Consider the following 20,721-nt stretch of genomic DNA (forward strand, 5'->3'; position numbering starts at 1 on the left):
CCTTTTTAGATTTCGATAAACCGCATCTTGAAGTTGCGGCCTTTGAAGGCGCCGAAGTCGCCGCCCAGCGGGTTGCCGCGGCTCAGACGTTCGTAGGCATCGTAGGCCACGCGGCGGTCGATCGCCACATAGGTCTGGAACTCGGTGACGTTGATCTTGCCTACCTGTTCCTTGGCCAGACCGGCATCACCCGTCAGTGCACCCAGCACATCACCTGGACGCAGCTTGTCCTTCTTGCCGCCCGCGATCACCAGCGTCATCATCGGTGCCGCATCGACGCCGTATTCGCCTTCGTCCAGACTGTCGAGGTCATACCATGCGACGGGTGCCTGCTGGTATTCTTCGATCAGCTTGACCCATTTCTTTTCGTTCGGTGCGCACAGCGACAGGGCCAGACCCTGTTCGCCGCCACGGCCCGTGCGGCCGATGCGGTGGATGTGTACTTCCGTATCCTTGGATACGTCGACGTTGATCACGGCTTCCAGATTCTGGATGTCCAGACCGCGCGCAGCGACGTCGGTGGCCACCAGCACGGAGCAGCTGCGGTTGGCGAACAGCACGAGGATTTCATCGCGCTCGCGCTGTTCCAGTTCGCCGTACAGGGCCAGAGCCGAGAAGCCTTTGGCGCGCAGTTCGTCCACCAGTTCGCGGCACTGCACTTTGGTATTGCAGAAGGCGATGGCCGATACGGGTTTGTAGTGTGCCAGCAAACGCGCCACGGCGCTGTTGCGCTGGTCGAAACCGATCTCGAAGAACAGCTGTTCGATCTGGCTGTTGTCGTGCTGCGCTTCCACCGTCACTTCGACGGGATCGGCCAGGAAGGAATCGGTGGCGCGGCGGATATCGTCAGGGTAGGTGGCCGAGAACAGCAGGGTCTGGCGACGTTTCGGGCAGGCGCTGACGATGTTGGCGATTTCGTCGTAGAAGCCCATGTCCGTCATGCGGTCTGCTTCGTCGAGCACCAGCGTTTCCACTTTCGACAGGTCCAGCGTCTGGCGGCCCAGATGGTCGCGTACGCGGCCCGGCGTGCCGACGATGATGTGGGCGCCATGTTCGAGCGAGGCGATCTGCGGACGCATGGGCGAACCACCGGTCAGCACCAGCACTTTCACGTTGCCGGTGGCGCGTGCCAGACGGCGCAACTCGTTGGCCACCTGGTCGGCCAGTTCGCGCGTCGGGCACAGCACCAGTGCCTGCACGGCAAACCAGGCCGGATTCAGTTTGGCCAGTATGCCGATGCCGAAAGCTGCGGTCTTGCCGCTGCCCGTCTTGGCCTGGGCGATCAGATCGCGCCCCTCCAGCACGGAAGGCAGACTTTGTGCCTGTATGGCGGTCATTTCCTTGTAGCCCAGAGTGTCGAGATTGGCCAGCAGGGCAGGCGCCAGCGGCAGGCTGTTGAAAGCGGTGGATGTCATGGTGTCAGACCTGTATAAAAAGGACGTCAGCACAGTCTAACAGGCTCTGAGACAGCCCGATGCTGTGGAAAAAATACTTAGTTTGGTGCCCACACCGGCAGGCCGGTGAGGTCTAGCTTGTCGTCGCGCACCCAGAGCGGCAGACCGGTGGTATCGGTCGGCTCCAGCAGCTCCAGCTGCACCTGTTTCTGTGTGCTGCGTTTGGCGCGCGGTGGCGGCGGACGCTTGGCTTCGGGTTCGAGCGGCGCGGCCGGGCTGAAACCGGGCAGGTCGAACGTGGCGTTATCTTTTTTATCTCTCATGATCCATCTCTTGCCCACGGCGCGAGAAAAAATGCGCCGCTCAAAACAAAAGCCCGGCTGCAGCAGTCGGGCTCAGTGAAATACAGGGACGCAGTGTATCACAAAGCCACTGCGTCGCCTAACCTCAGCGGAAGCTGAGGGCGCCGGTGAGATCGCCCGGCGGCAGGGCTTTGCGCGCCGCGAAGGCTTCGTTGCGGGTCTTCAGGCCTTCCAGCAGCGGCAGGCCGTGCAGGCGGGTGATGAAGCGCAGGATGGAGGTGGTGTCGTAGAAGCTGTGATCGACCTGACCCTTCTTGGCGTACGGCGAAATCACCATGGCCGGTATGCGCGAGCCGGGACCCCAGCGGTCGCCTTTCGGTGGCGCCACGTGATCCCACCAGCCGCCGTTTTCGTCGAAGGTGACGACGATGACCATGTCTTTCCACTGCGGCGATTTCTTCAGGTGCTCGATCACGTTGGTGATGTGGGCATCGCCCGATTCGATGTCCGAATAGCCGGCGTGCAGATTCAGATTGCCTTGCGGCTTGTAGAAGGTCACGGCCGGCAGTTTGCCGGCAATGGCGTCGGCGAGGAATTTGTTCGAGATCGGGCTGTCACCCAGACCGCCGTCGCGCAGGTGTTCGGCGCGTGCGGCGGTACCCGGGGCAAACTGCCTGAAGTAGTTGAATGGCTGATGGTGGTACTGGAAGTTGGGCTTCTCGCCGCCGCCGCGTGCATCGAGCGCGGCCTGCCATGCGCCGCCATACCACGCCCAGCTGACCTTCTTGGCCGACAGCAGATCGCCGATGGTATCGTAGGTCTGCGGTGGCAGGGTGCTGGCGTCGTCCGGATTGGCCAGCATGGTATCGCCGCCCGGTGCGGGACGGATGTAGCTAGGCTGGTAGGGCGGTGCCATGGTGTTGACGGCATAGCCGTCCGGTGTGATGGCGCCGTTGTTGACGAAGTCCGGATGGCCGTCCATGGCCGAAGCCGGGCTGGTCTTGGTGACGCTGAGGCGGAAGCCGGTAGGGCCGTCGTCCAGCACGGCGATCTTCTTGCGTGCCGCCGTCTGCGGCGCGTTGAAGTATTCCGGCGTGCGGCCGGTAATCAGGAACTGGTGGTTCAGGTAGGAGCCGCCGAAGGCCGCCATGAAGAAGTTATCGCACAGGGTGTACTGTTCGGCGATCTTCCACAGGCCCAGATTCTTGCTGGTCTCGCCGTAGTAGCCCATCACCATGCCACCCGTATTGCCCCAGGCGGCAAAGCCGTCGTTCGTGCCGCCGTTAATCTGCATCTGGTTCTGGTAGAACAGATGCCACAGGTCGCGCGTGATGACGGCTTCCGGCAGCGGCTGGCCCGCTGTATCGACCAGTTTGAAGGGCGCGTTCGGCAGACCCTTGATATCGTCTTCCTTGATGGCGTACTTCTTGCCGCCGATGTCCTGCGTATTCGGCACCATGCCGCCCCAGATTTTCGGCAGGGCTGGCAGCACCGAGCCGTCGCGATCGCGCTGCAGGCAGGCGGCTGGCGTGACGCCCGACAGCGGCGCTGCCGTGCCGGGGAAGTTGGCGAACAGGTTGTTGAAGCTGCGGTTCTCCAGATAGATCACCACCACGTTTTTCACGTGGGCTTTAAGTTTGGCGTCCAGCGAGCTATGGCTGACCGGTTTGGCGCTGGCGGTTTCGCTCACGACGGGCAGGGTGGCGGCTATGCCGGTGGCGGCGGCTGCCTGAAAAATCCGCCGGCGCGAAGGGTTCGCTGGCGCATCCTGCATGACGGGCGCTTTATCCTGATCGGTATCTTTCACACTGGACTCCTAGGCTGTACAAAAGAGGCAATTGTGACAGTTTTGTGAACGGATGGGTATGCCGGATAAGTAAATTGAAGTATCAGCCGCTGGCTATAGCTGGGCGCACTGGCCTAGGGGCGGATACCGTCCACGTGCAGCCGGTGGTCATGGTCCAGTACCCAGCCGTCTTCGTAATCGACTTCGAACAGGTGGCCATCCGGATCCTTGAAATAGCCGGCCACGCCCCAGTCGGTGCGGGTGGCCGGTTTGACCAGAGTGCCGCCGGCCGCAACGGCACGCGCCAGTACCTGCGCTACTTCATCCGGCGTTCTGGCAAGGTAGACCAGTCCTATGCCGGCAAAGCCGCTGCCGCTGGCGGTGGGCGACCGGGCATCAGCGGCGAAAGCCGCGCGCGATAGCAGGCATAAGGCGTAGCCGCCCAGATCGAATTTGGCGAAGCCGTCATTGCTGGTGGCGGCTTGCTGCCAGCCCAGCGCCTGATAGAAGCGCACGGACGCGGCCACATCGGCCACGCCCAGTAGTATCAGGTGCAGGCGCTGGCTGGGTGGCAGGGCGGCAGGGGTAGGTGGTGTGGTCATGGCGAGTTGTGGGGTGGGTGATGGTGGCGCTTTGCCAAGTTTGACAAGAATATCATCTTGTCGATAGTCCAAATTGCGTAGAAACTCACCACTTTGCCGTGTCTGATGGTTTATAGTGTTGAGGGCAGCGAACGTGCTTAGAACACTGAGGAAAAAAAATTGAAACAAGCCCGTTTAGTCTCTGGTCTGGTGTTGCTGGTGTTGAGCGCAACCGTGTGGGCGCAGGAGCCCATAACGGATCGCCAGCAGTGCCGTTTCATACAGGGGCTGATGCGGCCCATCGATAACATGGCCAAGCGCAAATTCAAGCGCTCGCAGGCCAAGGTGATCGAGCGGCGCGACCATACGGTGGTGTACGAGCTGGCGCCCGATCCGGCGATCTACCTGAACGTGGTGCTCGGCGAGCATAACCGCGTGGTGATTGCGCAGGCCTACATCGATGGCGACTATCTGAAGCGCCGCAAGCTCACTCCCGCCTCCATCCGCAAGCAACTGGGCATACCGGCCGGCCAGAGTCTGCCCGCGCAGCTGGCCTGCGACATTGCCAGCATCGACCTGATAGGTGGCGACAACCTTGAGTCGCTGGTGTTCGACCGCTACATCGATTGATGCTGCAAGCTGGCCGGAACTGGCCAGCTGCCTTCCGCTGAACTGGGGAAGGGCAATGAAAAAAACCGCTGACTTCATAAGAAATCAGCGGTTTTTTGAATCTGGTTGCGGGGACAGGATTTGAACCTGTGACCTTCGGGTTATGAGCCCGACGAGCTGCCAGACTGCTCCACCCCGCGTCTGAAGGCACGTATTATATACAGCTATCCGCTGAAATGCAAGAGGCCGGATAATCCGGCAGAGGTTTGCGGCCTATTTCTGTTGGCCGCTGCGGCGTTTCGTACATAAAGCGCGACGTTACGGCATCAGGCTGCGCCCAGCCGCCACAGCGAAGTCACCTCGGCGGCACGGGCCGCATGCAGCGGATCGCTGGCATCGCTGGCGCGGGGGTGGACCGGGCGTACGTCGTGCCGGTCCAGCACTTTCAGGCCGGCGTCGGCGATCCAGCCCAGCAGCTGCTCGCGCGGGCGCAAGCCCAGATGCTCGGCCAGATCGGACAGAATCAGCCAGCCTTCGCCGCCCGGCGTCAGATGGGCCGCCAGCCCGGCCAGGAAGCCGCGCAGCATGCGGCTATCGGGATCGTACACGGCATATTCGATCGAGGAGCTGGGGCGGGCCGGCACCCATGGCGGATTGCAGACCACCAGCGGCGCCCGTCCGGCAGGGAACAGGTCGGCCTGCTGCAGTTCTACCTGCTGGTCCAGCTCGAGGCGGGCCAGATTTTCGCGCGCGCAGCTGAGCGCGCGCTGGTCCATATCGGTGGCCACGACCTTGCGTATGCCGCGCTGCGCCAGCACGGCCGACAGCACGCCCGTACCGGCGCCGATGTCGAACGCCAGCGAGCTGTCTTTCGGCAGCGGGGCGGTGGCAACCAGCTGCACATACTCGCCGCGCACGGGCGAGAACACGCCGTAATGGGGATGGATGCGTGCCTGCAGGGCCGGGATTTCCACGCCGGTGCGGCGCCATTCGTGGGCGCCGATCAGACCAAGCAGCTCGCGCAGCGAAGCGACGAAGGGGGCATCGAAGCGGCCATAGGCTTCATTGCAGGCCAGCTGCACGTCGGGCGCGCGGCGCAGCGGTATGCTGTAGCCCGCTTCGAACGGTATCAGCAGCATGGCCAGCGTGCGGGCGCGCTGCGACTGGGCCTGCCGGTGCAGGTGGAAGGCTTCGGTCGGCGTGGCCGGCAGTTTGGCGGGCCTGGCTTTTTTGCCGCCGCGCCCCTTGTGGTCGGCCCGGCGTGCCAGTGCCTGCAGCAGCTGGCGTGCGTTCTGGAAGTCGCCGCGCCACAGCATGGCCGTGCCTTCGCAGGCCATGCGGTAGGCCAGGTCGGCATTGGTGCGGTCATCGGCGATCACCACCCGCCTGGGTGGCGGCATGCCGGCCTCGGAATGCCAGACGGCGCTGCATGGCACGCCGTTTTCCTCCCAGTGGATCAGTTGAGGTGCGGCAGGAGAGGCAGTTTGTGCGGACATGGCGGGCTATCGATAGGTGGTGTGAGCGTAGGGACAAGACAAAAACCGCCGGAGATGGCAGGCATCTCTGGCGGTTCATGCGCTTGCGGCGCCTATTATACTGGGCGCTCAGGCACCGAGGTCGGCAACTGTCTTGCGGCTGTCGCTGTCGCCATCCTGATCGGGGTCGCTGGCCACGGTATTGCTGGCCGCAGCGGCGCTAGTGCTGGCGTCGGCGCTGCTGGCTGGCGTAGCCTGTGCCTTGTTTGCCTCGGCTTCGCCGGCGGTGGCTTTGGCCTTGTCGGCGGCGCTAGGGGCGCTGTAGGTATTGGTGTCCTTGCTGTTGACCAGATTGAGCAGGCGTAGCGACAGGCTGCGCAGGGTGTTGCGGTCGATACCGTCGCTGCTGCGGTCCGGCGTATTGTCGCCGGTCGATAGCGCCGTCTGCAGGTCCAGCCCTATCAGCTTGAACAGATCGGACAGGGTGCCAGGGAAATCGATATTCGGCACCTGTACCTTGGGCAGGTCACTGGCGCTGGTGGTCAGGCTGCGGTTGTTTTGGGCCGTTGACTGCTGCGGCTGCGGCTGACTGGCCAGCTGCTGGGCAGTGCTGCCACTGGCGGCGGCTTTGGCGCTGTCATCCTGTGCGCTGCTGCTACGGCTGGCGGCGGCGCTGAGCTGGGCGTCGTACTGGACTTCCACTTCGAAATCGAATTTGCGGCCGTCGGCCGTGGTGATGGTGCCCTTGCCGATGAAGTGCGAGCTATCGGTCAGCTGGAAGGCTGCGGCCGAGCTGCTGCCGAAACTGCCGCTGCTCTGGCGCACGCCGGCAGCTACCGTGCTGGAAGTATCCAGACTGGCGCTGTCGAAGCTGATCTGGGCATCCTTGCCGCTGCTGCCGAACAGGCTCTGGGCAAAGCTGCTGAGGAAGCTCTGGGCGTAGTCTATGGTGTCGTTGCTGACGGCGGCCAGATGCTGGTCGAGCGCATTGCTGGCCGAGCTGGAGCCAACCGAGCTGACCGGGTTGGCGCTGGCCGGTATCGTGTCGCTCGCCTTGACCTGCCGGCTCGCGCCGGTTTTGCTGTCATTTTGCGAGCTGCCGGCGTATAGCGAGGCGGGCAGGTTGCGCGATGTGAGGGCAGATATGGTGGACATGGCAGATTCCAGCAGATTCCGATGGATGATGTTTCTTTTAACGGTAATCAGGCCGGAATCTTGAGCCGGGAGCAGCTTAGTGGTGGTGGGTCCAGCCTTCCGGTGCGGCCAGATAGGATGCCACGGCGTCTTTCTGGCCGATGGCGTGGTGTTTCGGTTCGCCGCAGGCGCACACGCCGAAATACGGCTGGATGTGCGAGCAGGCCGAGACTTTCTGCAGGCGTACCTGTACGGCTTTGGCGCATTTGGCGCATTTGAAGGTCAGGGTGCGTGGTGCTTTTAACATGTTGTGCTCTGAATGACGGACAAAGGCGGCATTCTAGCATTCAGGCATAGATATCGAGTTTGGGCGGCACCAGCGGCAGCTGCTGGTAGGTCTGGCTGACTTTATTGCCGTTGCTGGCTACCAGCTCCTGCGCCTGCTGCACGGCCAGCTCCGAGCGCGCCTGCAATTCCATCTGCTGGGCCTGGGCCGCCACGGCCTGATCGGCGCCGGACGGGCTGGCGGGCGCCAGCGCCGCTGCCTGAATGGTGCGGGCCCGCTCTATGGTTTCCTGCGCAGTGCGGCCGGGCGAGGTATCGATATGGACTTCGCCGCCGATGGCGTAATCGACGCCGTTGGGACCGCGCTGGTAGGTGTAGGAGGCGCCCGAGGTAGCCAGACCGCCGGCCGTGGCCATGTGGGCCTGCTCGTGCTGGCGCACTTCCGTGTCGCGCGCTTTGAGCTGGGCCACCAGTTCCAGTGCTTCCGGGGTCAGATTGGTGGTAGCGGCGCTGCCGGTAAAGCTGGTGTCTGGCGCCGCGCTGGTGGAGGCGGAAGCCGGTCCGGCCGGCAGCGCGGACGCAGCCACCCGCACCGGCGCCACGCTGGGCGTGGCCGGCTGGCTGCTGCGGGGCGGAATCGCGCTCAGGTTCATGGGCTGGGGTCCGGACGACGGCTCAGCTAAATGATAGCAAATTTATAGCGCAACATCGCCGGCCATGGTGGCGACAGACAGCATGCCGCCAGGGCTAGCCCTGCACGCTGACGCTGCTGCGGCCACCGGCTGCCGGCTGTACCAGTATGCGGGTGGCGATGCGCTCCGTCATTTCCTGCACGTGGGAGATGACCCCCACCTTGCGCCCCATGGCTTGCAGGCCGTCGAGGGCATCCATGGCCACGCGCAGGGTTTCCGCATCCAGACTGCCGAAGCCTTCGTCGATGAAGAGTGACTCCACCCGCACCCGGTTGGAGGAAAGCGAGGCCAGTCCCAGCGCCAGCGCCAGCGAAACGAGGAAGGATTCGCCACCCGACAGCGAATGCACCGAGCGCATTTCATCGCCCATGTCGCGGTCGCGCACCTGCAGGGCGAGCGAAGGGCTGGCCGGATGGACGATGCGCTCGAGCTGGTAGCGCCGCGCCAGATGGCGCAGATGGGCATTGGCATAGCCGAGCAGCACATCGAGCGTGTACTGCTGGGCGTAGTTACGGAATTTCTTGCCATCGGCCGAGCCTATCAGTTCGCTCAGGCGCGCCCAGCGCTGCTCGCTGGCTTCCTGGGCAGCGATTTCGGCCAGCATGGCCTGGGCACGATTGCGGCGGGCGTCGTCCTGCGCCAGCGCCAGCTGGGTTGCTACGGCCTGCTCGCGAGCACTGCGGAAGGCCTGCTGCAAGGCCGCTAGCGCGCGGCTCAGGGCGGCGATGGCGTCGGCCAGCTGTACTTGCGTGGCGGTGTGGTCCGTCTCGTCCACCTTGTCCACCTCGTCCGGCTTGTCCTCCTCCTCTGCCTCGGTCGTAGCCAGTGCCTGCAGCGTATCGGGCGTGGCTTGCGGCGCCGTGGTCATGTGCTGCTGGCGCTGGTGCTGGCGTTCTTCCAGCACGGTGGCTGCGGTAACTGCATGACGTTCCAGCGCCTGCATGGCGGCGCGCTGCTGGCTGATGGCCTCCGGTGTGACGGCCAGCAGGGCCTGCAGATGTGCCAGATCGTCCAGCGCTGCGTGTGGCTGCTGCTGATTGTAGGCTTGCAGCCAGTGCTGTAGCACCTGCTGTGCACTGGTGCTGGCGCTGTGCAGGCTGGCCAGATGCAGCTGCGCTTGCGCCTGCGCGGCCTCGGCGCGCGCGCCATCCTGTGCGGCTTGCTGGGCGGCGCTCTGGCGCTGCGCCAGTTGCTGGCGCGCCGCGTGGACGGCCTCGTTGAATGCGGCTTCGACGGCGCTGGCTTCCTTGCCGCCCCACATTTGCTGGCGTTGCTGCTGCAAGCCCTGTAACTGCGCTTCGGCGCTGCTGTAGGCGACGCGCGCCTGAACCGCATCGCGCTGGGCTTTGCTCAGTGCTTCCTGTCCGGCGCGCAGTTCGATATCGAGCGCCTGCAGGCGCTGCTGGCGTTCGTCGTAGCTGCTGCGCTGGCGCAGCCACTGGCTGGCTTCAGCCTGACGGGCCGCATAGAAACGGGCCGGGGCGGCGCGCCATGCATCTTTCCAGTCATCGCTGGGCAGCTCGCTGCCGCTGAAGGCCGGATCGAGGTCGGCCAGCAGGCTGCCCAGCGTGAGTGCCAGATCGACCCGCTGCACATCGAGCGCCTTGGCTTCGCTGCGGCTTTCGGCCAGTGCGGTCTGCTGGTTGGCCACGGCTTGCTGTAGCTGCTGGTGGGCGCTATGGTTGCGGGCCAGTTCTTCCTGCACCTGTTCGTGGGCCTGACGTGCCTGATGCCACGCCTGTTCCTGCGCTTCGACAGTGTGCAGCGCTGCGGCCAGCTGTTCGAGCTGGCCGACAAACCAGTCCGTGCGGGCAGCGGCTGCGGGTAGCTGTTCGGTGGCCAGCTGCGCTTCCATGGCCTGCCATGCCTGCGTTGCTTCGGACAGGGCGGGTGCCAGCGTGGCCGTTTCGCGCGCCAGCGCCTGCAACTGATCGAGGCAGGCCTGTTCGGTGGTGCGGCGTGCCGTTTGCAGGGCCAGATTGGCTTCCACCTGCTGGCGCCAGTGCGCCACTTCGCTTTCCAGTCCGGCCAGCATGGATAGCAGCCGGCTGTCGTCATGGTGGTACGGATGCTCGGTAGCGCCGCACACGGCGCAAGGCTGGCCATCTTCCAGCGTGGCACGCAGATCCTGCACGCTGGCCGTGCAGGCTGCCTGCGCCAGTTGCAGCGAACGTTCGGCCTGAGTGCTGTGCGCCAGCAGCGTGCCAGCCTGCTGCTGGGCCGCTTTGAGTTCGGCATCGGCCTGTGCGGCGGTAGCACGCAGCTCGGCCGCCTGTTGCGCGAGATAGGCCTGGCGCGACTGGCGCGCATCGTAGTCTATCCACCGCTTTTCACCCTGCGCCAGCAGGTTGCGCCTTGCCCCCAGCTGCTGGCGGCTGGCCTGCAGCTGTTCCGGCGCATATTGCGCCAGCGTGCTGGCCGTGTTCTGGTGCTGCTGCTCCAGCACTTGCAGGCGCTGGCTGCTGGCCGCCAGTCCGGACTGGGCCTGTGCCTGCTGTTCCTGCTGGTGCCGGATTTGCTGCTGCAGTTTTGTCAGCGACTGGTTCAGCCGTTCGGCCTGCGCGGCCTGCTGGCCGGCCTGCACGAACAGCACTTCCCAGCGCTCCCACGACTGCGCCAGCGCAGCCCATTGCTGGTGCTGTGCCAGCCAGTGGCTGCTGGCTTCCTGCTGCTGCGCGACCTGCAGGCGCTCGTCATTGCGTGTCTGCTGGGCCGCGCGCGCAGCCTGGTCGACCTGATCGGCTTCGGCACAGGCGGCGGCAGCCTGCCGGAATGCGGGCAGCAGGGCGGTGATGCGGGCATCGAGCGCCTTGGCCTGATCCAGCTGGGGGGCGGCATCGCGTTGCGCCTGCTCGGCGCTTTGCAGCTGTACGCTGGCGCTGTGCTGCGCACTCTGGTGCCGGACCAGCGCAGCAGCGGCCTGCTGCGCCTGCACGGCCAGCGCCGCGATCTGTTCGGCGGTGCGGGCGCTTTCCTGCGTCAGGCGCTGGCATTCGGCTGCCAGCGGGCGGGCCGGCTGGATGGCGTCGAGCTGGGCCAGACTGGCCCGCTGCGGTGCCGCTGCATCGATAGCGGCTGTGGCGGCGGCACAGGCCAGCGTGGCCTGCTGCTCGGCCTCGGCCAGCCGCTGCGCCTGCTGGTGCCATTGCAACTGCTGTTCCAGCGCCGCGGTGCGCAGCTCCAGTTCCTGCTGCGCTGCCAGTGCCGCGGCGTGCTGGCTTTCCAGCTCCTGCCGCTGTTCCGCGCTGCACGGCTTCTGGTCGGCCAGCCTGTCGTTCAGGCGCTGCAGCGCTTCCTGTTCCTGCTTGGCGCGGGCATAGGCACGCATGGAAATTTCGCTGTAGATGGCGCTGCCCGTGAGCTTTTCCAGCAGCTCGCCCCGTTCATTGTCTTCCGCCTTGAGGAAGGCGGAGAACTCGTTCTGCGCCAGCAGCACGGCACGGGTGAACTGTTCGAACGACAGGCCGATGCGCTTTTCGATTTCGCCTTTGACCTCGGTCTTGGTATGCCCGAGCGGCTGCAGTGCGGGCAGGCGGTGCAGCGTCATGGCGGTGGGCTGCAGTGCGCCTTCGGCCCGCGTACGGGCGCGCCGCACGCTCCAGCGTGCACGGTAGCTGGCGCCGTCGCTGCCGACGAAATCCACTTCGGCATAGCCTTCTGCCGCGCCACGGCGCAGCAGGTTGCGGGTGTCCTGGGTGGTGATGGTTTCGTTGCCGACGTCGGCCAGATAGTTGCGTCCGGCCACGCGCAGCAGGCGCGGGGTGGCGTCGTACAGGGCCAGACAGAGGGCGTCGAGCAGTGTGCTTTTGCCCGCTCCGGTGGGGCCGCTGATGGCAAACAGGCCGCTGGCCGCCAGCGGCGCTTGCTCGAAATCGACGCTGAACTCGTCGGCCAGCGAGGCCAGATTCTTACCGGCGATGCGCAGTATTCTCATGGCAGCAGCAACTCCGCGAAAGCGCTTAGCTGCTCGGGCGGCGCATCCTGATCGTAGCGCTGGCGATACAGCTGACGGAAGATTTCATCGGGCTGCATGCGTTCCAGCTGGTCCAGCGTCAGCGCTGCCGCTTCGGCCGCGCCGTTGCGGGCCGCGCTGGTAGTTTCGATTTTCGCCAGCCGCACGGCTTTGCCTTCCAGTGCCGCTTCCACCTTGGCGCGCAGGCCCGGTTCCGGCGCATCCAGCAGCACCCGCACTTCCAGCAGGGGCTGGCACTCGGCCGGTGCAGCTTGCGGCGCCAGTGCGGCTAACTGCTGCAGCACTTCGGCCAGCGGCGCAGGGCGCGGCGGCACCCGCAGCAGGGGCACGGCGCGCGGTACGGGCAGCGGGGTGATTTCGCCAAGCGCGCTACCCTCAAGATCGATCTGCAGCACCTGATGCTGATAGCCGATTTCGGCAAACGACAGGGGCAACGGGCTGCCGCAGTAACGGATATGGCGCTGCTGGCCCACACTCTGGGCCAGATGCAGGTGGCCTAGCGCGGCATAGCTGATGTCGGGGCCGAAGATCCCGGCCGGCAGCATTTCCGTGCCGCCGATGACGATGCGGCGCTCCGAATCTTCCGACATCTGGCCATCGACCATGTGGCAGTGGCCCATGGCCAGTATGGGCTGGCCGGCGCTGCGGCAGGCCAGTGCCTGTTCCAGCGCCTGACGGTAGAGCAGGGCGATGCCGGCCAGATAGGGATCAGCGCTGCTGCTCTGCCCTTCTGGGCGTGGTACGTCGGCCGGGCGCAGGAAGGGCACGGCCAGACACCAGGCCTGCACGGCGCCGCTGCGATCCGTCAGCGGCAGCACCATGGCGCCCACGTCGATGCTGCCATCGGCCAGGCGCGGCACATGGCCGATCACGCGCGTGCCATGGGCTTCCAGCAGGGGCGCCGGGGCTTCCAGCCGGCCCGGCGAATCATGGTTGCCGGCGATGACGATCAGGTTCAGATGGGGCACGCGTTCGCGCGCAGCACGCAGGAACTGGTAGAACTGGCGCTGCGAGGCGGCCGACGGGTTGGCGTTGTCGAAGATGTCTCCGGCGATCAGCAGGGCGTCGGCCTGCTGCTGCTCCAGCGTATCGAGCAGCCAGTCGAGAAACTGCTGGTGTTCGTAATGGCGCTCGTAGTTATGCAGGGTCTGGCCCAGATGCCAGTCGGAGGTGTGCAGCAGACGCATGGAATGTGTAGGTCAGAACAGCGGGAAGCGCACAATATAGCGCAACTTGCCGGGTGCGAGCTTGATATATTTACAGCTGCGATTTACAGCAGCGGCAGCGGCGGCGGTTGCCGGCTTCAGGCGGCGTAGTCGCCGGCCGTCGTGTGGGATGGCCCGGCGCGGTAAGTATTGCGGCCATTCTGCTTGGCCTGATACAGCAGCAGGTCGGCCTGATGCAGCAGCTCGGCCGGTGTGATGTCTTCGTTACGGTAGAAGGTCAGGCCGATACTGGCCGAAATCGACACCATGGTGCCATCCAGATCGAACGGTGCCTGCATGGCCGTGACGATTTTGGCGGCCAGCGCCGTGGCGTCTTCGGCGCGGTTGATGCGCTCCATGATGATGGTGAACTCGTCGCCACCCAGACGGGCAATGGTGTCGCTGGCCCGCATGGTGTGCGTCAGGCGGGTGGAGAAGGCGCGCAGCAGGGCGTCGCCGACGCTGTGGCCATAGGTATCGTTGACCGGTTTGAAGCGGTCGATATCCATGTACATCACTGCCATCAGGTGGTGGTTCTCGGCACTCGCATGCATGCTGTCGCTGAGCTTCTGCAGGAAGCCGGCACGGTTGGTCAGCCCGGTCAGGGTGTCGATCTGGGTCAGCCGCAGCAGGCGCTGTTTTTCGCGCTTCTGCGCGGTGATGTCCTGACGCATGACGTGGAAGCCTATCACCGTGCTGCCATCTTCGTCGATCTGCGGAATGTAGACCACCTCGTAGGTGCGCAGGGTGGTATCGCTATTGTCTTCTTCTTCGAAGGTCAGGGTCTCGCCGGCCAGCGCGCGCTTGATGTAGGGCGACAGATAGCTGTAGCGTGCCTCGCCCACCGTCTCGACGACGGTCTTGCCCAGCACACTGGTGCCGAAGCGGTTGAATTCGCGCTCGTAGGCGATGTTATGGAAGCGGAATACTTCCTCGCTATCGATGTAGGCCACCATGGCCGGCAGGCTGTCGGCGATGGTGCGCAGCCTGGCTTCGCTCTCGCGCAGGGCCATGACGGACTTACGCACGTGGGTAATATCGTCGACGGTGCCGACGTAGCCATAGATCTGCTTGTCGACGATCATGGCGGCGATCTTGAACATCACCCAGACGATGGTGCCATCGGGATGGACGCAGCGCAGCGTGTCCTGATAGGGCAGGCGGGTGACGGCCATCTGCTTGAGCGCCGCCTTCAGATTGGCGCGGTCGCCCGGATGGATGGCGCGCAGCCAGTTTTCGCCCAGCGCTTCCGAGCGCATCAGGCCGGTGACGAATTCAAACGTGCGATTGACGTAGGTGCACTGGCCATGGGCGTCGGCGCGCAACAGGCCAAGCGGCGACACGTCGTTGACGGCGGCCAGTTCGGCCTGGCTCTTGCGGATCGCCAGTTCGCTCTTCTTGCGCGGCGTGATGTCGCGCGTGGTGACGGCCACGCCTTCGTTGATGGGCACGATCTGGTGGTGGAACCAGTAATGCTCGCCGCTGGGCAGGAAGTCGACTTCGAATTCTTCGTCCAGCGGGCGACCCGTCAGCAGTACGTTTTTGTACTTGTCGAAGAAGCCGTGGGTATGCAGGTCCGGCATCAGTTCCTGCAGGCGCTTGCCGCGGGCCTGTTCGGACGTCATGCCCAGCAGGGCAGCACCGCGGTCGTTCAGGCCCACCAGCGTGAAGTCGGCGATGGCATTATCGGCGCTGCGCAGGCGGCAGGCTTTGAGCAGATAGACGCAGTCCATGCTGGCTTCGGCGGCGGCGCGCAGCATTTCCTGCGCTTCGCTGACCATCAGTGCGCTGCGGCGCAGCCGGTGCGCCTGCTGCATCAGCAGGCCGACAAACAGCAGCACCATCAGGGAGGCCAGGCTGACGGCCACCAGATAACGCTGGCGCCGCAGTTCGAAACCGGTCATCTCCGTTTTGAGGGGATTGCCAGCCACGGCCAGCAGCAGATAGCGCGGCATTTCGGCGTAGCCGTAGATGCGTTCCACCGCGTCGAACGGGCGGGCCAGCAGCAGTTCATCCAGCGTGCCTATGCGTCCGCCGCTCTGGGCAGCAGTGAAATCGATGGCGTCGCTGATGATGAGCTGCTCGTCGACGCGTGCCGTGGCGATGCCGTTTTCGCGGCTGATCAGCATCACGGCGCCGCCCGGGTCCAGATTCAGGCGGTCGTAGTCTTCTACAAAGGTGGCCGGGTCTATCATCATCACAATCACCCCGGCGAAGCTGCCGTCGCGCTGGTTGAGCCGGCGCGAGATCTGGATCTGCCATTTCTTGGTGCGGGGCTCGACGATGGGCGTGGTGATCAGCGGCGTGTCCGAGCTGTTCTGGACGTGGTGTAAAAAGAACGGTTGCTGGCCGAGATGGGGCGCGAAGTAGCCGGAGCGGCTATCGATCAGGGTGCCGTCGGCCGCCACCAGCGCCAGCGGCAAATCCAGTTTGGAAGGCAGCAGCGAATCGAGCAGGCCATTGGATTTGCTGAATTCGGCCAGCCGCAGGCTGCCGCCCGATTCTTCGAACTTGAGCTTGAACAGCTGGGTAGCATGGTCGCTCTGGCGCAACAGATGGTTGGTATGTTCGGCCAGGGTACGGGCCAGCGACTGGCTGTGCAGCACCGCCTCGTAGTGGGCTGAAACCCGCTCCTGCCGCACCTGATACAGCACGGCCGCCCACATCACGCCCAGCAATGCGAGCGCGAACGCCGGCAGCAGTATCGCGCGATACAGCCGGCGTAAAACGCTGCGGGACGTAGCTTGGGCAGGATTATTCATTGAGGGGCAATATTGTCCACTAATTTGCAGCAGAATGCCATCGATCTAATTCTGCATGGAAATGTCTCGTTTGTGGCTGCAAATGTAAAAAAAACCGTGCTGCGCGCACAGGCAATATTGATTTTCTTATTAGAATAGCTGCTGAACCGTCGCGTCGCTACCCGCCGCGACACCGGCAGCGATTGCCGGCAACACCCACAGGAACTGGCCGCATGAAGCAAACCACACTGTCCGCCGCACCGCCACGCCTGCCCGGCACAGATGGCCAGCCCATCTTTGGCCGGTTTGCCGGCCAGACCGGTGCGATCGACTGGCGCCAGCTGGCACCGCCGTATGCGCGCAGCCGGCTGTGGCGGCGTTTCCACCACAAGCGCTGGCACTATGTGGCGCTGTACACGGAACAGGTGTTCTGCGCCGTGGCGATTGTCGATGTGGGCTGGACCAATACCGCGTTTGCCTATGCTTTCGAGCGCCAGAGCGGCCGCATGCTGGCCGAATTTTCGCAGGACGGTCTGCCCGGCTGCACGGCCAGCCTGCCGCACCGGCCGACTGGTGTAAGCCAGTTCCGCCTGCTGGGCAAACAGATCCACATCAATACGGCGGATCAGGGCACCAGCAGCCTGACGCTGCGCTGTGGCGAGTTTGCCATCGATGCCAGCTTTGGTCCGGCCCCGGCACCGCTGCTGCTGGCGGCAGGGCCGGTGGCCGATGGCGCGGTGCATGCGACCCAGAAGTCGGGCGGTATGCCGCTGCAGGGCCAGTTGCGGGTGGGCGGACGCACGCTGGCACTCGATGGCGGCATTGCCAGCTTCGATTATTCGAATGGTCTGCTGGCGCGCAATACGGCCTGGCGCTGGGCGTCGGCGCATGATCTGAGCATGGGCTTCAATCTGCAGGCCGGCTATTTCGGCGCGCAGGAAAATGCGCTCTGGCTCGATGGCAGGCTGTATCCGCTGGGGGCGGCCCGTTTCGAGTATGACCGCAACGATAGCCGCGCGCCGTGGCAGATCAGCACCGATGACGGTTTGCTGGAACTGAGTTTCATGCCGGAAGGAGAACGGCGCGGCGACAAGAACCTGCTGGTGGCGGCCAGCCGCTATGTGCAGCCCATCGGCACCTTCAGCGGCTGGGTGCGCAGCGCGCCCGACCAGCCACGGCGCGCCGTGCAGCAGCTGGCCGGGGTGACGGAAGATCATGCTTCGCGCTGGTAGCGCGGGAGTGCGGGCATTATGAGCATCAAATATCTCGACCGTATGTTTCAGCCCCGTTCGGTGGCGGTGATCGGCGCGTCCGACAAGCCGCACCGCATCGGCACGCGCGTGCTGGCCAATCTGCTGCAGGCCCACGCGGCGCAGGGCGGCAGCGGGCGCGCCATCTGGCCGCTCAACCCGCGCCACCAGAGCCTGCAGGGCTTGCCCTGCTATGCCCGGGTGGCCGCTTTGCCGGCTGCACCGGAGCTGGCGATACTGTGTACGCCGCCCGCCACCATCCCCAATCTGATCGCCGAACTGGGGGCGCGCGGCACCCGCGCGGCCATCGTCATGACGGCCGGACTGGAACAGATCCACAGCGGCGGGCGCAATCTGCAGCAGGCCATGCTGGCTGCCGCCAAGCGCCATCAGGTGCGCATACTGGGGCCGGGCAGCGTGGGCCTGCAGACCCCGGCGCTGGGCCTGAATGCCAGCTTCACCCATATTCCCGCCATGCCCGGCAAGCTGGCTTTCGTGGCGCAATCGGGCGCGCTGGGCACCGCCATGCTGGACTGGGCCAGCCTGCACGGCATCGGATTTTCCCGTTTCCTCACCATGGGCGAGACCGCCGATGTGGATTTTGGCGACCTGCTCGATTATCTGGCGGCCGATAGCGCCACCGAAGCCATCCTGCTGTGCATAGAGCAGGTCTGCTGTGCGCGCAAATTCATGTCGGCCGGCCGGCTGGCGGCGCGCGGCAAACCGGTGATCGTGCTGAAAGTGGGGCGCGACGCCCAGCCCGATGCCGATCTGGTGTTCGATGCGGCGATACGGCGTGCCGGCATGCTGCGCGTGAGTTCCATCGAAGACCTGTTCGATGCGGTGGAAACGCTGGCGCGCCAGCGTCCCCAGCGCGGTGAACGGCTGGCCGTGCTGAGTAATGGCGTGGGGCTGGGCCTGATCGCGGCGGACGCGCTGGCGGCCGGCGGTGCCCAGCTGGCGCCGCTGTCGGCCGAATCGCAGCTGCTGCTCAAGCGTACCTGCGCCCAGCCTACCAATCCCGTGGCCTTGCTGGCCGATGTGCCGGTAGCCCATTATCAGGCGGCCGTGGAAGCACTGCTGCATGAAACCAATGCCGATGCGCTGCTATTCCTGCACGCGCCCACGGCCATGGTGGACAGCCAGCAGATCGCCACGGCGATCGCACCGCTGCTGCGTAGTGCCAACAAGAATGTGCTGAGCTGCTGGCTGGGCGGCAGCGCCGTGGCGGCGGCGCGGCAGGTGTTTGCCGAAGCAGGCCTGCCGACCTACGACACGCCGGAAAAAGCCGTACACGGTTTCCTGCAGATTGCCCAGTACCGGCGCAATCAGGATCTGCTGATGGAAGTGCCGGCCCAGTTGCCGGCCACCTCGGCGCCGGAACGGGCTGCGGCGCAGGCTCTGGTGGCGGCGGCCGAGGCCAGTGGCCACAGCAGCCTGGCGGACGCCGATCTGCGCAGTTTGCTGGCGGCTTACGGCATTGCGCTGGCCACGCCGCAGCAGGCCGCGCAGGCCGGCACCACGCTGGCGGCCGCACGCATCGAAATCAGTACCGATGCCGTGTTCGGCCCCGTGCTGTATTTCGGTCAGGGCGGGCTGGCGGCCGCAGTGGCCGCCGACCGTGCTGCCGGCCTGCCGCCCTTGAATATGGTGCTGGCGCGCGATATGGTCAGCCGCACCCGCGTGGCCCGTCTGCTGCAGCAGGCGCAAACAGCCGCCGATGCCGATGCGCTGTGCCGCACGCTGGTACAGGTGGCCGATATGGTGGCCGATCTGCCGCAGCTGGCGGCACTGGACCTGAACCCGCTGCTGGTGCTGGACGGCAGCGTGGTGGCGCTGGGCGCGACGCTGGTGCTGGGCCCGGCGCGCAGCCACCGGGCCATGGCGATCCGGCCTTATCCGCAGGAACTCGAGCAGGAGCTCGAGTGGGGTGGCGGGCGGATATTGCTGCGCCCCATACGGCCCGAGGACGCACCCCAGCATCAGGTTTTTTTCGCCGCGCTAGATCCCGACGATGTGCGCCTGCGCTTTTTCACGGCCATGCGCGAACTGCCACCGGGCCAGCTGGCACGCCTGACCCAGATCGATTACGACCGCGCCATGGCTTTTATCGCCACCCGCACGGGCGCCAACGGCGAGCCGGAAACGCTGGGCGTGGTGCGCGCGATTGCCGATGCCGATAATCAGGCGGCCGAATTTGCCATCATCATCCGCTCCGACCTGAAAGGGCATGGGCTGGGCTACATCCTGTTCCAGAAGCTGGTGGACTACTTCCGCAGCCATGGCACGGCGCAGATCGTAGGCGATGCGCTGGCCGAGAACCTCGGTGTGCAGAAACTGGTACGGCATTTCGGCGGCAGCGTGCTGCCGCATCCGGAAACGGGACTGGTGCGCCTGCAATTGCCATTACGATAGCGTTCGCCCTCTGTTTGCGCTATATTGGGGAAGCGCGCCGTTTTGTTTTAAGTCAAAGCGTGGTTGTCGGCTTTATTTACACTTTTACTTCCGCTTTTGCCAGCCATCCGGTCTGGTCATACCATAGCTTTGGGAGTCAGAATGTTAACCGCCACATATGCCCTGGTCGCTCTTTCGGTCGAACAAGCAAGTGTTCGCCTTAATCTGTTGGCTTTCCAGCAATATGTGCGTACGACTCTGATGCAGCAGAACAGCGTTACGCTGGCCCAGCTCGAATACGCCTGCAACAGCCTGAACACCCTGTATCAGGCCTGCCAGTGGCGCAAGACGGATCGCTATCTGATACCTGCCTTGCGCGCAGCCACCGAGCGGGCCGACCAGCTGCTCGACGAATTGAACCGCCTCAATCAATCAGCCCTGGCCGCCGTCCGAGCCTTGCAAGAACAGGCCGAAGTGCTGGCCGATGCGGGCGAAGGGCAGGTGCAGCGCATCAGCGACAACATCGAAGCGTTCTGCACAGCCATGCTGCAAAAGCTGGAAAAAGAAGAGCACGAACTGTTTGCGCTGGCGCGCAACAGCATTGCCGGCGATGCCTGGTTTTCCATCGCGAATCAATTGATGCTGCATGACAAGCGGGTCGAGGAACTTAAACGCAGCGCGCCACCGGCGGTGCTGCCCGATGCTGCCGCCATCAATATGCCGCGTTTGCAGGTATTGCCGATGATCGATATGAATCTGGTTCAGGATGACACCATCAGCAGCGTGCCGCATTTGCGTGCCCGGGCCGAGCGGGAAGTGCCAGCGCCGAAATAAGCGCTCTGTAACAGGCAAATATTCTCTGCTTTGCTATGATGGTGGTTTTAGATACCTCATAGCGCA

Annotated in this window: 15 protein-coding genes and 1 tRNA gene; 4 read left to right on the forward strand and 12 right to left on the reverse strand. The window is 64.6% G+C overall.

The features are described from left to right. Positions 1-5: 5 nt before the first annotated feature. From dbpA to GTP23_RS09660, 4 genes are all read right to left on the reverse strand, one after another. Positions 6-1,415 carry an ATP-dependent RNA helicase DbpA gene (gene dbpA / locus GTP23_RS09645; protein ID WP_155435089.1) on the reverse strand — a complete coding sequence of 470 codons (1,410 nt, stop codon included), beginning with the start codon at positions 1,413-1,415 and terminating at the stop codon, positions 6-8. 77 nt (positions 1,416-1,492) lie between these two features. Continuing rightward, a complete protein-coding gene (locus tag GTP23_RS09650) occupies positions 1,493-1,717 on the reverse strand; it encodes a hypothetical protein (RefSeq protein ID WP_155435090.1) in 225 nt (74 codons plus the stop codon). Positions 1,718-1,841: 124 nt separating this feature from the next. Further along, positions 1,842-3,470, reverse strand: a complete 1,629-nt coding sequence (locus tag GTP23_RS09655; protein WP_161035568.1) for an acid phosphatase — start codon at positions 3,468-3,470, stop codon at positions 1,842-1,844. A 146-nt stretch (positions 3,471-3,616) separates the two neighbouring features. Continuing rightward, entirely contained in the window at positions 3,617-4,084 is a 468-nt protein-coding gene (locus tag GTP23_RS09660) for a VOC family protein (protein WP_161034966.1), read from the reverse strand. A 159-nt stretch (positions 4,085-4,243) separates the two neighbouring features. Here GTP23_RS09660 and GTP23_RS09665 point away from each other — a divergent pair, with 159 nt between their 5' ends. After that, a complete protein-coding gene (locus GTP23_RS09665; protein ID WP_161034967.1) occupies positions 4,244-4,693 on the forward strand; it encodes a hypothetical protein in 450 nt (149 codons plus the stop codon). Positions 4,694-4,795: 102 nt separating this feature from the next. Here GTP23_RS09665 and GTP23_RS09670 read toward each other — a convergent pair. The 8 genes from GTP23_RS09670 to GTP23_RS09705 form a co-directional block, all read right to left on the reverse strand. After that, a tRNA-Met gene (locus tag GTP23_RS09670) sits at positions 4,796-4,872 on the reverse strand. 126 nt (positions 4,873-4,998) lie between these two features. After that, entirely contained in the window at positions 4,999-6,168 is a 1,170-nt protein-coding gene (locus GTP23_RS09675) for a methyltransferase (protein WP_161034968.1), read from the reverse strand. Positions 6,169-6,276: 108 nt separating this feature from the next. Beyond that, positions 6,277-7,302 (reverse strand): hypothetical protein, encoded by a 1,026-nt coding sequence (locus GTP23_RS09680; protein WP_202412114.1) that lies wholly within the window; start codon positions 7,300-7,302, stop codon positions 6,277-6,279. Between the two features lie 76 nt (positions 7,303-7,378). Beyond that, positions 7,379-7,588: a hypothetical protein gene (locus GTP23_RS09685; protein ID WP_161034969.1), complete on the reverse strand. Its 210-nt coding sequence runs from the start codon at positions 7,586-7,588 to the stop codon at positions 7,379-7,381. 40 nt (positions 7,589-7,628) lie between these two features. Continuing rightward, positions 7,629-8,219, reverse strand: a complete 591-nt coding sequence (locus tag GTP23_RS09690; protein WP_161034970.1) for a putative metalloprotease CJM1_0395 family protein — start codon at positions 8,217-8,219, stop codon at positions 7,629-7,631. Positions 8,220-8,313: 94 nt separating this feature from the next. After that, positions 8,314-12,192 (reverse strand): AAA family ATPase, encoded by a 3,879-nt coding sequence (locus GTP23_RS09695; protein WP_161034971.1) that lies wholly within the window; start codon positions 12,190-12,192, stop codon positions 8,314-8,316. Next, on the reverse strand, positions 12,189-13,418 hold the full coding sequence (locus GTP23_RS09700) for an exonuclease SbcCD subunit D (protein ID WP_161034972.1): 1,230 nt from the start codon (positions 13,416-13,418) through the stop codon (positions 12,189-12,191). The genes GTP23_RS09695 and GTP23_RS09700 overlap by 4 nt, the downstream gene beginning before the upstream one ends. A 116-nt stretch (positions 13,419-13,534) precedes the next feature. After that, on the reverse strand, positions 13,535-16,198 hold the full coding sequence (locus GTP23_RS09705) for a sensor domain-containing diguanylate cyclase (protein WP_161034973.1): 2,664 nt from the start codon (positions 16,196-16,198) through the stop codon (positions 13,535-13,537). Between the two features lie 212 nt (positions 16,199-16,410). Between GTP23_RS09705 and GTP23_RS09710 the strand changes: the two genes are divergently transcribed. The 3 genes from GTP23_RS09710 to GTP23_RS09720 all read left to right on the forward strand — a co-directional run bounded on the left by GTP23_RS09710 (position 16,411) and on the right by GTP23_RS09720 (position 20,655). Beyond that, positions 16,411-17,409 (forward strand): DUF2804 domain-containing protein, encoded by a 999-nt coding sequence (locus tag GTP23_RS09710; protein WP_161034974.1) that lies wholly within the window; start codon positions 16,411-16,413, stop codon positions 17,407-17,409. A gap of 18 nt (positions 17,410-17,427) precedes the next feature. Next, positions 17,428-19,842, forward strand: a complete 2,415-nt coding sequence (locus GTP23_RS09715) for a bifunctional acetate--CoA ligase family protein/GNAT family N-acetyltransferase (protein WP_161034975.1) — start codon at positions 17,428-17,430, stop codon at positions 19,840-19,842. Between the two features lie 225 nt (positions 19,843-20,067). Then, positions 20,068-20,655 (forward strand): hypothetical protein, encoded by a 588-nt coding sequence (locus GTP23_RS09720; RefSeq protein WP_202412116.1) that lies wholly within the window; start codon positions 20,068-20,070, stop codon positions 20,653-20,655. Positions 20,656-20,721: the final 66 nt, after the last annotated feature.

It is taken from the genome of Duganella fentianensis, from assembly GCF_009857835.1.
GTDB lineage: Bacteria > Pseudomonadota > Gammaproteobacteria > Burkholderiales > Burkholderiaceae_D > Rugamonas > Rugamonas fentianensis.

Coding starts and splice junctions, on each gene's coding strand:
- dbpA (WP_155435089.1), bottom strand. CDS start 1,415: ATGACATCCACCGCTTTCAACAGCCTGCCGCTGGCGCCTGCCCTGCTG.
- GTP23_RS09650 (WP_155435090.1), bottom strand. CDS start 1,717: ATGAGAGATAAAAAAGATAACGCCACGTTCGACCTGCCCGGTTTCAGC.
- GTP23_RS09655 (WP_161035568.1), bottom strand. CDS start 3,470: ATGCAGGATGCGCCAGCGAACCCTTCGCGCCGGCGGATTTTTCAGGCA.
- GTP23_RS09660 (WP_161034966.1), bottom strand. CDS start 4,084: ATGACCACACCACCTACCCCTGCCGCCCTGCCACCCAGCCAGCGCCTG.
- GTP23_RS09675 (WP_161034968.1), bottom strand. CDS start 6,168: ATGTCCGCACAAACTGCCTCTCCTGCCGCACCTCAACTGATCCACTGG.
- GTP23_RS09680 (WP_202412114.1), bottom strand. CDS start 7,302: ATGTCCACCATATCTGCCCTCACATCGCGCAACCTGCCCGCCTCGCTA.
- GTP23_RS09685 (WP_161034969.1), bottom strand. CDS start 7,588: ATGTTAAAAGCACCACGCACCCTGACCTTCAAATGCGCCAAATGCGCC.
- GTP23_RS09690 (WP_161034970.1), bottom strand. CDS start 8,219: ATGAACCTGAGCGCGATTCCGCCCCGCAGCAGCCAGCCGGCCACGCCC.
- GTP23_RS09695 (WP_161034971.1), bottom strand. CDS start 12,192: ATGAGAATACTGCGCATCGCCGGTAAGAATCTGGCCTCGCTGGCCGAC.
- GTP23_RS09700 (WP_161034972.1), bottom strand. CDS start 13,418: ATGCGTCTGCTGCACACCTCCGACTGGCATCTGGGCCAGACCCTGCAT.
- GTP23_RS09705 (WP_161034973.1), bottom strand. CDS start 16,198: ATGAATAATCCTGCCCAAGCTACGTCCCGCAGCGTTTTACGCCGGCTG.
- GTP23_RS09710 (WP_161034974.1), top strand. CDS start 16,411: ATGAAGCAAACCACACTGTCCGCCGCACCGCCACGCCTGCCCGGCACA.
- GTP23_RS09715 (WP_161034975.1), top strand. CDS start 17,428: ATGAGCATCAAATATCTCGACCGTATGTTTCAGCCCCGTTCGGTGGCG.